Annotated in this window: 17 protein-coding genes; 15 read left to right on the top strand and 2 right to left on the bottom strand. The window is 30.4% G+C overall.

All coding sequences use genetic code 11. From position 1 onward, the window contains the following. The first annotated feature begins 12 nt into the window (after positions 1-12). A complete protein-coding gene (locus METIG_RS04850; protein ID WP_013799124.1) occupies positions 13-1,131 on the top strand; it encodes a tRNA (guanine(10)-N(2))-dimethyltransferase in 1,119 nt (372 codons plus the stop codon). Between the two features lie 49 nt (positions 1,132-1,180). On the opposite strand, the gene METIG_RS04845 is transcribed toward METIG_RS04850, so the two are convergent. Beyond that, entirely contained in the window at positions 1,181-1,933 is a 753-nt protein-coding gene (locus METIG_RS04845) for an HDIG domain-containing metalloprotein (RefSeq protein ID WP_013799123.1), read from the bottom strand. 133 nt (positions 1,934-2,066) lie between these two features. Between METIG_RS04845 and METIG_RS04840 the strand changes: the two genes are divergently transcribed. The 14 genes from METIG_RS04840 (at position 2,067) to METIG_RS04775 (ending at position 13,583) form a co-directional block, all read left to right on the top strand. Beyond that, entirely contained in the window at positions 2,067-2,450 is a 384-nt protein-coding gene (locus METIG_RS04840; RefSeq protein WP_048055537.1) for a cysteine-rich small domain-containing protein, read from the top strand. Next, positions 2,450-3,484, top strand: coding sequence for an A24 family peptidase C-terminal domain-containing protein (locus tag METIG_RS04835; protein WP_013799121.1), 1,035 nt, complete (start codon positions 2,450-2,452; stop codon positions 3,482-3,484). Before METIG_RS04840 ends, METIG_RS04835 begins: the two co-directional genes overlap by 1 nt. After that, complete coding sequence (locus METIG_RS04830) at positions 3,474-3,851, top strand: class III signal peptide-containing protein (RefSeq protein ID WP_013799120.1); 378 nt, start codon at positions 3,474-3,476, stop codon at positions 3,849-3,851. Before METIG_RS04835 ends, METIG_RS04830 begins: the two co-directional genes overlap by 11 nt. 90 nt (positions 3,852-3,941) lie before the next feature. After that, positions 3,942-5,075 carry a DUF515 domain-containing protein gene (locus METIG_RS04825; protein ID WP_013799119.1) on the top strand — a complete coding sequence of 378 codons (1,134 nt, stop codon included), beginning with the start codon at positions 3,942-3,944 and terminating at the stop codon, positions 5,073-5,075. A gap of 32 nt (positions 5,076-5,107) precedes the next feature. Then, a complete protein-coding gene (locus METIG_RS04820) occupies positions 5,108-5,737 on the top strand; it encodes a hypothetical protein (protein WP_048055536.1) in 630 nt (209 codons plus the stop codon). A 33-nt stretch (positions 5,738-5,770) separates the two neighbouring features. Continuing rightward, positions 5,771-6,565 (top strand): hypothetical protein, encoded by a 795-nt coding sequence (locus tag METIG_RS09555; protein WP_013799117.1) that lies wholly within the window; start codon positions 5,771-5,773, stop codon positions 6,563-6,565. 58 nt (positions 6,566-6,623) lie between these two features. Further along, positions 6,624-7,049, top strand: a complete 426-nt coding sequence (locus METIG_RS04810) for a class III signal peptide-containing protein (RefSeq protein ID WP_013799116.1) — start codon at positions 6,624-6,626, stop codon at positions 7,047-7,049. After that, positions 7,018-7,464, top strand: coding sequence for a hypothetical protein (locus tag METIG_RS04805; RefSeq protein WP_394295229.1), 447 nt, complete (start codon positions 7,018-7,020; stop codon positions 7,462-7,464). Before METIG_RS04810 ends, METIG_RS04805 begins: the two co-directional genes overlap by 32 nt. 214 nt (positions 7,465-7,678) lie before the next feature. Further along, positions 7,679-10,006, top strand: a complete 2,328-nt coding sequence (locus tag METIG_RS04800) for a PIP-CTERM sorting domain-containing protein (protein WP_013799114.1) — start codon at positions 7,679-7,681, stop codon at positions 10,004-10,006. Next, positions 10,003-10,230 carry a class III signal peptide domain-containing protein, archaeosortase D/PIP-CTERM system-associated gene (locus METIG_RS04795; protein ID WP_013799113.1) on the top strand — a complete coding sequence of 76 codons (228 nt, stop codon included), beginning with the start codon at positions 10,003-10,005 and terminating at the stop codon, positions 10,228-10,230. The genes METIG_RS04800 and METIG_RS04795 overlap by 4 nt, the downstream gene beginning before the upstream one ends. Next, entirely contained in the window at positions 10,217-10,675 is a 459-nt protein-coding gene (gene artD, locus METIG_RS04790; protein ID WP_013799112.1) for an archaeosortase D, read from the top strand. The genes METIG_RS04795 and artD overlap by 14 nt, the downstream gene beginning before the upstream one ends. Next, positions 10,672-11,490, top strand: a complete 819-nt coding sequence (locus tag METIG_RS04785; RefSeq protein ID WP_013799111.1) for a hypothetical protein — start codon at positions 10,672-10,674, stop codon at positions 11,488-11,490. The genes artD and METIG_RS04785 overlap by 4 nt, the downstream gene beginning before the upstream one ends. Beyond that, the gene (locus tag METIG_RS04780; RefSeq protein WP_013799110.1) at positions 11,491-12,024 is read left to right on the top strand and encodes a hypothetical protein; all 534 of its coding nucleotides are present in this window, start codon (positions 11,491-11,493) and stop codon (positions 12,022-12,024) included. A gap of 2 nt (positions 12,025-12,026) precedes the next feature. Next, entirely contained in the window at positions 12,027-13,583 is a 1,557-nt protein-coding gene (locus METIG_RS04775) for a DUF2341 domain-containing protein (protein ID WP_013799109.1), read from the top strand. Positions 13,584-13,604: 21 nt separating this feature from the next. On the opposite strand, the gene METIG_RS04770 is transcribed toward METIG_RS04775, so the two are convergent. Beyond that, entirely contained in the window at positions 13,605-13,985 is a 381-nt protein-coding gene (locus tag METIG_RS04770; RefSeq protein WP_013799108.1) for a dihydroneopterin aldolase family protein, read from the bottom strand. Between the last annotated feature and the right edge of the window lie 269 nt (positions 13,986-14,254).

The raw sequence follows: 14,254 nt of genomic DNA, 5'->3' as shown, positions 1-14,254 counted from the left end.
GATGGTGAAAAAATGATTGTTGTAGAAGGAAAAACAAAAATTACCGTTCCAGACACTTTAACAATAACTAAGAAGGATGAGGTATTTTATAACCCAAAAATGGAGGCTAATAGGGATATATCAGTGTGTGTTATCCAAACTTTTCTCAAAAATTACAAAAGAGAAGAATTTTTAATTTGTGATCCTTTAGGGGGTAGTGGGGCGAGAGGGTTAAGATATGCAAATGAGTTGGAATTTAAGAATGGGATTGTTAAGGTTGTTATCAACGATATCAACCCAAAAGCCGTGAAATTAATCAAAGAAAATATAAAATTGAATAATTTAGATAATGTTGAAGTTTATGAAGGTGATGCAAACGTTATTTTATCAAAAAATTTCAGAATGTTTAATGTGGTTGATTTAGATCCATTCGGTTCTCCAAGTCCTTATTTGGATAGTGGGATTAGGGCAACTATAACAAAAAATGGTCTTTTATGCTTAACGGCAACAGATACTGCTGTTTTATGTGGGAGGTTTAAAAAACCTTGCGTGAGAAAATACAACGCATTCCCAATAAATAGTAAAGATTGTCACGAGATGGCAATAAGAATTTTAATTGGCTATGCTATAAGGGTTGCTGCTAAGTATGACATTGGATTGAAACCAATTTTCTCTCATGCCACTGATCACTATGTTAGAACCTACCTCCTAACTCAAAGAGGGGCAAAAAAGGCGGATGAGGCATTAGAAAAACTTGGATATGTTAAAGATATTGGGGGGGATAAAGTAATAAAATCCCTTTATGAGGGTTATGAGAAGGGCTTTGGAGGGCCTTTATATTTGGGGGAAATATATGATAAAGAAATCGTTAATGAGGTATATAAAATAGCAGTTGAAAGAAATTACTCCGAAAAGGCAAAGAATATATTAAAAGTTCTCTGTGATGAGTGTGATATTAACCAGTTGGGATGTTATGACATCCATGAAATCTGTAGTAATATCAAAAAATCAGCACCTCCAATGACGACCATAATTGAGAAGTTAAAAGAAAGAGGATTCAAAGTATCAAGAGTTCACTACAACCCAAAAGGCATCAAAAGTGATGCTAAATTATCTGACATAATAGAGGTTATTTTGGAAGCAACAGACTAACAGCTGTTAAAAATTAATTAAAAATTAATTCTCATGTGAAACTATAAAATTATTCTTGTTGATTTTCTGTTTTGTTGTTTTCTTCATGATTTTCTTCGCTTATCTCTTCTTCTGTTTGCTCTTCTTTAATTCCAAGTAACTCTTTTAAGTATTCTATCAATTTTTTCTTACCTTCTTTGCTTCTAATTTCATAAACTTTTAAAGGTGTAATTCTCTTGTATATTTCACCCTCATCAATACCCAAATCTTTACTTCTTGCCTGACAAACTCTAATCGCAACGTCATTCAACTGGGCATCGAAGGTATCTGCAAAGTAGATAAGATATGCCTCTATAGAGTTTGGTCTTGAAGGTGAAGCATCCCCATGATGGGAAGCAACAATTTTTATAACTTCAAGTGGGAAATCCCTCTTGTAGAGCTCAGCAACAGCAAGGGTTAAGTGGTCTAAGTGGAATCTTTCAATATGGTCAAATTTATCATCCTCTTTTATGTAATTGAAAGGTTTCATAATATCATGCAACAAACCACCGGCGATAATCAAATCTCTGTCCACCTTTATTCCATAAACCTCCTCTAAAACATCTGCCATTTTTAATGCCAACTTTGTAACTGCAATGGTGTGCTCTATTAATCCACCTTCATATTTATGGTGCCATTTTATACTCGCTGGAGATGACTCTGGAGGAATTTTTGTGTCTTCTATCTCTTTATGTGTGGGAATTGGATTTTTTAAGAATTCTATGACCTTTTCTCTCAACTTTTCATCTTTTATTTGATTTGCCAATTCCAAAAGTTTTTCCATTTCAATCACCGATACTAAGCACTTTTAAAAATTAATTAAAAATAAAATTAAATAAAAAATAATTTAAACGATGATATAAATAAAAACATAAATTAATATTTTAAAAATTGGTATAAATATTTGTGTGATGGTTATGATTGAACTTGCAAAGAAGCATCTTAAAAAGGTTCTTGAAGTTTGCGGAGCTAATAGAAACTGTGAATACTACCCTTGCCACTTTGATGGACAGGTTTGTTTATGGTGTTATTGTCCGTTTTACCCATGTGAAGATGAAAACTTTGGAGAATGGATAGAGAGAAAAGATGGAACAAAAGTTTGGAGTTGTATGAATTGCCATTGGATACATAAGCCAGAGGTTGCATGTGAAGTTTTGAAAGAAATCCTTGAACTCACAAAAGATAAAAGTATAGATGAGGCTATTGGACTATTGGACGATAGGGAGGTGTTGCTAAAAATTAGAAACAAAGTTCTTGAAAAATTCAAAAAAGAAAAAAAAGATGATACTGGTGGTTGTTAATGCTTTTTCTTTCAATTGCGTATGTAGTTAATGCAATTCTCTTACTTCTTGCATCTTTAACCGACATAAAAGAAAGAATAATCCCACATAAATACGTTATTGCAATGTTAATCCTAAATCTCACTGTTGGATATTATTACTTTGGAACTGATGCAATAATTGCCTTCTTCTCAACGTTGATTTTATGCCTAATATTGAGTGTAGGTATGGGAGGCGGGGATGTAAAGGTATTCTCTGCCTTAGCTCCCCTATTTGCCTTTGATTTGGTCTATTATTTCCCAAAATATATATTAGTCCTCATTGGTTTAAGTGCAGGTTTGGCGGTATTTTTCCCAATGCTTAAGATTTTGAAGGTTTATTGGAGAGATATATTACCTTCATCACTCTACCTCGCAACAGTTTTGGGAATTTTGGTGTATATTACTCAAATATACAATATCCCCTATGCAACAATAGTGGTTTGGGGTTATATTATACTATCAATAATCCTATCTAAAAAAATTCCAAACTATAAGGAAATAACAAAAAAACTTGGATTTTTATTTCCAATTTATTTGGTTGGGTTGTATTTTGTTGATACAAATTACTTCATTTCAAATAATGTGTTTTTGTCATCTCTAATCTATGTTGGGGAATTAACGCTGATTTCTATTGTAATCTACGCATTAATGGGAGCTGAGGTTTCAGATAAAAAGGCAATAGGTGAGTTAAAAGAGGGAGATATTCTAAGGGATATTATTGTATTGAAGGATAATGGGGATGTTGTTGTTGAGAATGCCAACTTAATAAAAAGGATAAAATTCCTTATAGATTATGAAAAAGGTGGAAAAAAAGATTATAAGTTAATATTTACTGATGGGGAAGGATTATCAGAGGAAACTATAAAATTACTCAAAGAACTACATAAGAATGGAAAGATCCCAAATGAACTGAATGTTTTAAAAACTTATCCTTTTATTCCATTTGTATTTTTAGCATATTTGATCATCCTAATCATTATGTATAAAATGAATGTGGGATATTATGTTATTTAAAAGAATGGCTGGGCAAATATCTCTTGAATTTTCTTTATTGGTGCTTGTTGTTCTTGTAGTGTCTATGTCTTTAATAGTGAATATTATGAACGATTTGTTTAATGAAGAAGAGCGAATCATAGACAAAATAGATATTGCTGCTAAGACAGCAGTTTCTTTGGTGAATTCTCATTATAATGGAACTTATGCAAATGAAACTTTAATATATACTGGCTTGACCTATAATGAATCTAATGGCAGTGTTTATGTAACTATTCATATAATACCAAAAAATGCCATTAATAAAGATGTTGGGGATTTCATAATTAATTACATATATGACAACCAACACATTAACCGATCAAAATATAATATAAGTATCTATTGAATAATAAATTATATATAATAAATTCAATGAAAATAAAATTAATATTTTTTATAGTGTTGCTATTGTTTTATTATTTGGTAGGTGGATATCATGGCTACAGGAGAATTTACCGGTAAAATTAAAAAATTGAAATCAAAAACAAAAAAATCTACAAAAATTCCAACAGAAGGGTTAAAACTTGTGTTAGTAGTGCTTATTTTTGTTGTTATTGCTTTTGCTGGATATAATGTGTATATTACTTCAAAATCAAGAGAACTACTTAAATTAGAAAATGAGAAACAGACGGCAATAGATACCTTAAATAAGTTATTTGCTAATTATCCCGGAGATCCTGAAAAAATTGTATTTGTTAAAAAGATACAACATTCTAAATCCACAGAAGAGATTGATAAGGTTTTAGATGAAGCCAGGGCATATTTGCAATTAAAAAATTATAAGGATTTAACTATTCAACAAATCAAAGATATGTATGGCAATTATTTCTCACAAAGTTTGAAGGCTCAAGAACTTGTGCGTAAGATAAGTGGGGCAAAGTCCAAAGAAGAAGTTGATAGATTATTTAAATCTGCAAATATTAAAGAAGATATAAAAAATATAATAAATAAGCAAATAGACGAGGTTTTAGCATCTGGTGATGAGTACTACTATGTAGTTAAGGATAATAAATCAGAATTCATGTCAAGAGAAGAAATTGAAAAATACAGAAATATATGGAGTTTATCAGAACTTAAAACACTATATATAGAACCAGTATCCCAACTAAGTAAGGTAGCAATTAAAATATCTGCAAAGCAATGTGGTAAAATACCCCACAAAAAGGATATTATTTCAATATATAGTAAAGATGGGTCTTTTATATGTTATGGTATTGTTAATTCATCCTATGTTATCTTGCCAGCGATAAGTTATAGTGAGGATAAATCAGCATCAAGTAGTGTTAACGAATATGGAGATAGCTACTCATCATCGTCAACTTCAAGTATCTCTTACTCATTGAATAACTTACCGGGCATATTGCATGCAACTGTTATAGACAGACTTGATTATAATGCAATAAAAGAAAAATTCGGAAAGTATGGAGAAAAATTGAATAAGATTGAAGATGAAACCCAAATATTTGACGAAAATGTAGATTATTTCCTTATTATTTCCATCCCTAGTGACAAAATCCCTGACATTATACAAATTGACCCTAAAGATATGGTTATTGTTGTAAAATCATAATGATTCAAAGGGATGGGGTAGGGAGATTTACCATGAAATACTATACATCTCTCTTAATATGCATTTTCATCGTTTTGTTTTGCGGATGTTATGAAAAACCATATAATAAACTTGAATACCATAACACAATAATTAATAATAATGTGATACATAATAATATGTTTTTAGATCATGACAGACCAAAAAGTTATCCAAATATGTATAGATTTCCAAAAAATTATTACAAAATTTCCGATGAAATGTATCCAGATGTTAAAAAAAGAGATTTACCCACATTAAAATATATTTTAAATACCATTAAATTACCCCCATACGAGAAAAATTATTATGATTGCTCAGAAGCATCATGTCAATTAGAGTGGATTTTAGAAGGTTATGGGTTTAAAGTATATCTTGCATCTGGCACGAGGCATACGTGGCTCTTAGTTCAATTAGATAGTGGAGAAATGGTGGCAGTAGAAAGCACATTACTATGTGAAAATAATTACAATCCAGATTGTGCAATAAGATATGAAAACTACTACTATCATCCAGAATTTTATGCGGATACGCCAGATATGTTTTTAATACCCCACAACAACAAAAGAATGTTAATTACTCAGTTGGATTGGTGGAATCATCCAAAAAATATTAAAATTAAGAAAAAAATATTTAATATTTAAGAAATTAATTCTTATGAAGTCGGGTGGTGAATAATGAGATTTTTACTGCTAATTTTGCTTTTAACTTTTTTAAATTTGAGTTTTGCAGGTCAGATTGCAACTATGCAGATTGATTATAAACTTACTGGGGAAATAACAAACCTTAATCCATATTCCATTTTTGTTGCAATTCCAGATGACATAACCTACACAGAAAAAACCTTGCCAACTTCTGGAGACGTTACAAAGGTGAGTGTTGAAACTATTAATGAAAGTGAATTAATTACTTTTGGAACATCAATACTAAATGGAAAAATAGGGTATTGGATACCACCTTATACAACCGTAAAAATTACAATATATGGGGTACAGCCCGAAATTTATGCACTTAATGTTGATGATTCTCAAAAGGGTTATGATATTGTTGGTCCTGCAGTAGTGAATAGCATCAAAGTTATAAATCTAAAGGAGAATTTTCCACTTTCTAAGAGAAAAGGAATAAAAATAAGTAATTTCAAATTATATGTATGGGGGTCTATAATAAAGGATGATGATGCTGGTGTTTTAAGTATTGTACTTCCAACCCCATTAATATTGGATAATTACAATAGATTCTACAAAATCGTTGGAAAAAATGATCCCGATGTTTGGATATCCTCATACAACAAATGGTTTAAAGAACATGTTAAAAAGACAGATGATGTTAATTTAGATATGGATGATCCACTAATTCCAAGAATGGATTATGATGTTGGTGTAGATATTGAAGTATTAGATGTCCCTGCCATTGCATTTACAACATCATCAACCCAACCAATAGAGTTTTCTTATGTTATGTATGGTGATTAAATATTTATTAAGGATATTTTAAGTTTATTTTTCCAAATCTTAATTGGGGATGGAACTTATGCAAATAAAAGGGCAAATATCATTAGAATTCACCATCATAATTCTTGCATTTCTTATTGCGATGGTTATAACAACCATGGGGCCGGGATTATTTGGGATGGATAAGAGTGTTAAAACTGCATCCGCAAGTTTAGCCCATGCTGCAATGTCCAAATTAAAAACAAATATTGAATTGTTGGCGGTAGCTGATGAAGGTTCTTCAAAAATAGTATATATAAAGTCCCCACCAGGTAATTGGACAGTTGATGGAAATAACATAACATTTATTGGAAATGATTATAATGTAAGTACTATATGTAGTAAAAGATTAAAATTGATAGTGAATGGTACAGAGAAAAACAGCTTTACCGTCCCAACAATGTCTATAATTGGGTGTAAACTGACAAGAGATGGTGATAAGGTTGTCATTAATATCACGCAATAAGGGGCAGATAACACTTGATGCTATCCTCGCAGTTATGTTTCTTTTATTGGTCTCTGCATTTATATTTTACAATGTATCTAATACAGTTAGTCATTTAAAAGATGCTGAGATTGTTGATAGGGTTTATGTTATTGCAGATGTGTTTGAAAATTATGCCTTATTAAGTTATTCAAAGAATGTAAATATAACTACTGAATTAAAGCCAATTGGACTTAAAAATTATACTATTTATTTTGGGGATAAAAAAATAGTTGTTGATACGACAAAGACCATAGTCTTTATTCCAACCAGTGGGGGGGTTAGAGTAGAGGGGGATGTAGAACCTTCTGGACAAAATCTAAGTAATATAATAAACATAACCTACGGCAATAATGAATTTTATGTTTTGAAGAACATCTCAATTGAAATTCAGTAACGCTTATATTCATTTATAGTTGTTCGCATCGCTCATGTTCATTTTGGGTTACTTGTGTGGATTAGACATGTTTTATTTGTGGTTGCGGGGTTGAGATATATAAATGGGTCTATAAATGGTATATAAATAACCACCCCAATGAAAAACACAAACACCAAGTAACCCTACTTGAGGATGAGCATTCTATCTTAAATATGGGCAGGAGGTCGTGGTTATGAATTTAAAAGTGTTAGTATTGGGATTATTATTTTTAGCATATATAACTTGCGGAGTTTGTGGATACATCATAACGAGTCCGGGAACTTATGAAGTCGGCGTTAATATTAGCGAAGGGGATGATGTGCATATAAAAACAGATAATGTTCATATTATAGGGAATGGTAAAAATATTGGTATAGTTTATATAAAATTGTCTGACTCAAAAAACATTACAATAGTTAATCTAACCATGAAAGAATTATATATAAAGGGATATGACAATAACAAAATAAATTTAAGTAATGTGGATATTTCTGGAGGACAGTATGGAATTTATATTTACAAGTGTAGTGGTAATAAAATCTCTGGTAGTATATCTAAGGTCAGCGGAGGACGGTATGGAATTTGTATATATAAAGGAAGTAGCAATACAATAAGCGAAGTGAATGGAGATATAAGTGGGGCAAAATATGATGGTATTTACATCTACGGAAGTAGTAATAAAATCTCTGGTAGTATATCTAAGGTTAGTGGAGGAAGACACGGGATTTATGTTTATAAGAATAATAATATAATCGCTGGAAATATGTCGGTAGTGGGGAGTGGAGGAACAGGTATTTATATAGAAGGGAAGGAAAATGTAATTGATGGTATTAATGGAGATATAATTGGGAAAAATAATAATGGTATTTACATCTACGGAAGTAGTAATAAAATCATAGGTAATATATCTAAGGTTAGTGGAAGGGGGTATGGGGTTTACATATACTATGGGGATAATAACGTAATAAGTGATGTAAGTGGGGAAGTGACTGGAACAAAAGAAGACGGTATTCGTATTTACAGGGGTAGTGGTAATAAAATCTCTGGTAGTATATCTAAGGTCAGCGGAGGACGGTATGGAATTTGTATATATAAAGGAAGTAGCAATACAATAAGTGGAGTAGATTATATACCATCATCAGGATATAATTCCAATGGTAATTTAATATATCACTGTAGAATATATGGAGGAACTTATTCAGTATATTCTAACTCTTACCTTACAGCATACTACAACTACATTGATAACAATATAATATACACTAAAAATGACAAAATACATTCAAAATCTGAAGTAACATATTACTTAAATGAAACTGCTTATTTCAACGGAGAGAAAGATTTATTCAAAATAATAATTCCAGAAGAAGATGTTGAACATTATGGCATAAGTACTTCAGGATTAAAAAAATATACAAATTATTTAGGTAACCAATATAATGGATTAACAGGAAACGACACAAATTGTGATGGAATTATTGATGATAAAAATTACACATATAATAGAAAAGTATTAGATGAATACCCTCTTATTGGAAAACCAAGTATAATAAATAGAGATGATTTAGAGATGGTGGATATTTCTCCAGAAAAATACATTATCAGCAACGGAAAATACTTGATTATATACCAAAATAAACCTTGCGCCATAATCTTAACGATTAGAAACAATGGAAATGTGGATGAAAGCAACATTAGTGTTGGATTGTACAGCAATGATTCACTAATTGATAACACATATATCAACATAAACGCAGGTGGCACTAAAACAGTCACATTATATTGGACGCCAATAGCCACAGGAATTTATACTTTAAAAGGATTTGTAGATAATGATAATAAAATAAATGAAAGTAACGAAGATAATAATAAAAAAGAAATAACTGTTGAAGTGGTAAATATAACCTTGGATTTTAACTATACAAGACCAACAGTAATAAACAAAAACATAACATTTACTCCAATTATAAGCGGAATTAACACTACCAATGTTGGAAATATTGACTTAATATGGGACTTTGGAGATGGTTCTTGCATCAAAAGCACATATCCAAATAAAGTAGTTCACAAATACAATGATGTTGGAGACTATACCGTAACACTAACTGCTGCAATTATGGGAATTAATATTTCAGTATCTCATGTGCTCATAATATCTGAAAAGTCAAATTACCCACCAATTGCAAAGTTTTCCTTCACAACCAACGGGATGAATGTAACCTTTAATGCTTCCGAATCTTATGATATAGATGGGCATATTGTAAGGTACGTCTGGGACTTTGGGGATGGTAATATAACCAACACAACGAGCCCAATAATTTCACATAAATATAAAGAATCTAAAACATATACGGTTAGATTAACGGTTGTAGATGATGATGGAAATACAGATTCAACTATAAGATTTGTTTTACCGAATAAAAAATCATCAAAAAGTATCCCGATTCCACCACAAATTCAAATTTTAACCTTAATCATTACATTAATAAGCATAAGATATATAATGAGGGGATTAGAATGAAAAAAATAATCTCAAATAAGGGACAAATTAGCTTAGAATTTGCCCTCTTATTTGCAGTTGCAGTATCTGTAGCCGCAATTGCTGGATTTTATTATGTTAAATCTACAAAATCATCATCAATAACATCAGAAAAATCAAGTGTTAAAGGTTCTACAACCACCAGTAATAAAGATATGGAGTTGGTGGATAGTATAGAAGAGGTTATTACAAATGAGGGACAATAAAAAATATTTGTTAAATTTTTTTGTCCTATTAATTTTAATATACCTTTTTTTAAAAAATTTCGAAATGGAAATTGCTAAATTGTTATCCTTTGTTGTTGGAAATATCCTAAATATTCCTTACTTTGAAAATAATCTTATTTACAATGGCAAGGTATTCTCAATAACATCCGCATGCACATGTTTATTTGAATTGGCATTATTCTTATCTTATGTTTTTGCAACGCCCAAAGCCCCATTAAAATACAAATTGGCGTATGTAATTTTTGGAATTTTGATAATAAATATCACAAACATATCAAGGATAATTTTTATTTTAAAAAACTCAAATTTAGCAGATTATCATTTAATTCATGATGCAATAAGTTTCATCATCTTCCCAGTAACTTTAATTTTAAATACTATATGGGTAAAAATATTGTTAAAAATTAAAGTTGTGAAAATATGATTAAAAAAATACTCTCGAAAAGAGGATTTATTATTACCTATGAGGCAGTAATAATGGTTATAACGTTTGTTAGTATTTTTTATGTTGGTTATATGGCATATACACACAATTTTTTAACGTTTCATGAAGAAAAGAGAAACGTTGAAGAAATACATCACGCCAATTTATTGGCAGATAAAATTTTAAAAGATATGGAATTCCCTTCAAATAATTATGTTGCAGATTATCATACTTTTGCTAAGAAAGTTTCTGAGAAATACTTTGGTGGAGAAAAAGCTAGGGGAACATTTGATCCATTTAATATAAAAAAAAATAATTCAACTTATGTAGGATTTAGACCAGAAAATTTGGAAATAACCTCTAATGTTAATACAACGTCCATAAATTATACTTACATAATAAGTAATAACAACTACGTAAGAACAGAGAATCTTCTTGTTCCTGTAAGAACTTGGGGATATGCTAATGAAAAATCAATTGTTGAAAATCTAACAAGTGGAGAGAGGTTGTATTTTGCTGTATGGGATTTCTCTAGATTGGCAAATATAACGGCATCTTCAAACACCACAACAGATGCAGTATTTTTGGTTAATGGTGTCACATTTAATTTGACATTGAATCAAACTCCAAAAATTACTGGATTTGGGAAAGTAATTTCAACTCGTAGTTATGAACCAAATGAAATTAGGGTATTGGATGTTTCAAACAATGCTATAGTTTATTTAAATATTACCTACAATCAACCATCAACTATCTATGTTGCGAAATTTAAACCATATAATATATCTATAATTATAAATTATAATGGTGGTTAAATGATATTTGATTCAGATATCGTTATTGCAGTTATTGTTTTATTGGTTGGATTGAGTTTTTATGCTGCATCTTTATCTGAACATGTTCATTCATATACAAGTGCTGTTAAGACCAATATATTGTATGATAAAGCATCACACACTTTATTGGATTTAGTTTCCGATGGGACCTTAGAATCTTGTATTATTTTGTATAATAATGAATGTGAAGATATTGCAAATAATATTCTAAGAAATAGAATAAATTTTAAAAATTATGAATTGACAATAGGGAATATAACTATAAAAGAAGGTTCACCTACGGGAAATGAAGTAGTTGTCTCATCTACAATACTTTTAAATAGAACTGAAGGTTGGTATGGGATTTATGGGAATGAAACAAAATTAAATATTACTCAGGAGTATTTTTTATCTGAAAGTGCTGCAATGCAATATTTAAATGAAACATATAATAATAGTACATTTAAGAGAGCATTTTATTACTTCAACACATCAAAACCTATTGAGGTTAAACTTAAAGTGTATGGTGGTTAAATATGTATCTATCTCAAACTATGATTACGCTAACTCTATTGTTGCTTTTAACTGGAACTTTGGTTTATCAAACAATAGACATCCATAGAGAAATGGTATTGAACGAGATGAAAGCATCTTCTGTTGATTTGAAATCTTCAACAGTTGAACATGTTGTTAATGTTGCACTTCCTAAAATATTCAACAAGGCGTTGAATGATGCGGAACTTGAAGTTATTGAAAGATACAACAATGGGGCACAAAATCCATTTTTTAATAATGTAAGTGATGCATTAAATTTCATAAAAGAGAGAACAGAAAATTTAACCAACGCTTATTTGGAAAATATAAGTGAAGAGTATAGTAAAATGGGATATAACTTTGAATACACCCCCATTAAAATAACAAATATAACAATGGTTGATGGATTTACATTTAAGATTAATTATACATTTAGCTATAATCTTTCAAAAGATGGAGTATTTAAAACAAAGGATGTGAATTCCTATCAATATTGCACTGTAAAAACAATTTTAGATGCATATCATTATGTTTTGTTAAGTGGTTGGAGTTTAAAGGATTGGGATTATAGAAAAATGATAATAATACACGAAAATTCAGGGAAAAACTTAACGGATTATCAAGTTTTAATAAAGTTAAATTCCTCAAACTTTAATTTTTCAAAGGCAAAATCAGATGGAAGTGACATTAGATTTACCTATTTAAACACTACCACAAATACGGAAAAAAATATTTCATACTGGATTGAATATTGGAATTCAACATCCGAAAATGCGTCTATATGGATAAAAGTGCCTTACATTCCTGCAAATGGGGATGCAATAATCTACATATATTATGGAAATTCAGAGGCAACGAATGAAAGTAATGGCGACGTAGTATTTGATTACTTTGATAATGGATCTAAAGTATCAACATGGAATGTTAATTCTTCTGCTGGAGAAAATCAATCAGATGGAAATCCAGCACCAAGCTATTATGCGTATGCAAATTCCTACATGTATAAGAATGTGAATTTAACAACAAATAAAATAATAACTTTTAATGTAAAAACAAACGGATCTGGGGACTTTTACTTCCTTTGTAATAATACAGGTGGAGGACAAAAGTACACTATAGGTTTAGGAGGTAACTACATATCAGGATTTGCAAACACAACATCATGGACAGTCGGAGATACACCTTCAAATGGTTTTAATGCAATGTCCGACACGTGGTATAAATTTGGAATTGTAATAAATGAAACAAAAGCAACATTATATTATGAACAAACTACGGATAGCAGTCCAGAATTACCTGCTAATACTAATGGGATGTACACTATTTCAAATAATGGTGGATATATTGGATTGGCAGGACATAACGAAACTACTTGGTGGGATAATATAATTATAAGAAAATACACCAATCCAGAACCAACTGTGAATATAAGCAATCAAACACTCATTTACATCTCGCCTTCAAACTTTGTAGAAGATAGCAACTCACCATCGATAATAGACATGTTAGCAGGAAAGAATGAAAATACATGGGGATACGGCATAAAGTTAGTGGAATAAAATTAAAAATATAAAAATAATTTATTCAATTTTTTCAACATACATCAAAGGATAATCTAACTCTTCAATATATCTTAGCCTTAAAATAGCAATAGTTTCATTTACCCTTATTTTTAATTTAACATTTAACATTTCACCAGTTAAGGATACGTATTTTCCTTCTTCAAAGTCCCCAACTATTTTAACCTCAATATCTTCCACACACGGTTGGTTTTTCATTGCTTCTTCAATTGCTTTTTCCAAACTTTCTTTGTTATTTAAGCTCACTGGTGTCCCAACAAATTGATGAAATAAAGCTCCCAAAGTAATTCCTCCCTCAAAAACAGCCCTTTCCCTATCAGTTAAATTTTTAAAGTAGCTCTTAAATACCTCACTTTCTTCCAATTTTTTTATATTTGCCATAAAAATCCCTCCTTTTTATCTCTAAAAACTACATTTTATTGTTTTTCAATTTTATAAATTTTTAACTCGGATTTAAAAAAGGTATAATGTTTATATATGATAACGCTATAGGAATATGTGTAGCACTTTTAAGTTATCAAAACTTTAATAAATTAAATTAATACAATCATACTAATGGTCGACCAAAAAAAGGAGCTATAAGTATGAACGTGAAAAATTTAGAAAAATTGAAAAAATTGATGGAATAAAGGGTATATTTTTGATAAGTG

The sequence above is a fragment of the Methanotorris igneus Kol 5 genome (assembly GCF_000214415.1).
Classification (GTDB): Archaea; AGJL01; Methanococci; order Methanococcales; family Methanococcaceae; genus Methanotorris; species Methanotorris igneus.
The sequence above is the reverse complement of the archived record's forward strand: the minus strand, read 5'-3'. Positions and strand labels throughout refer to the sequence as shown.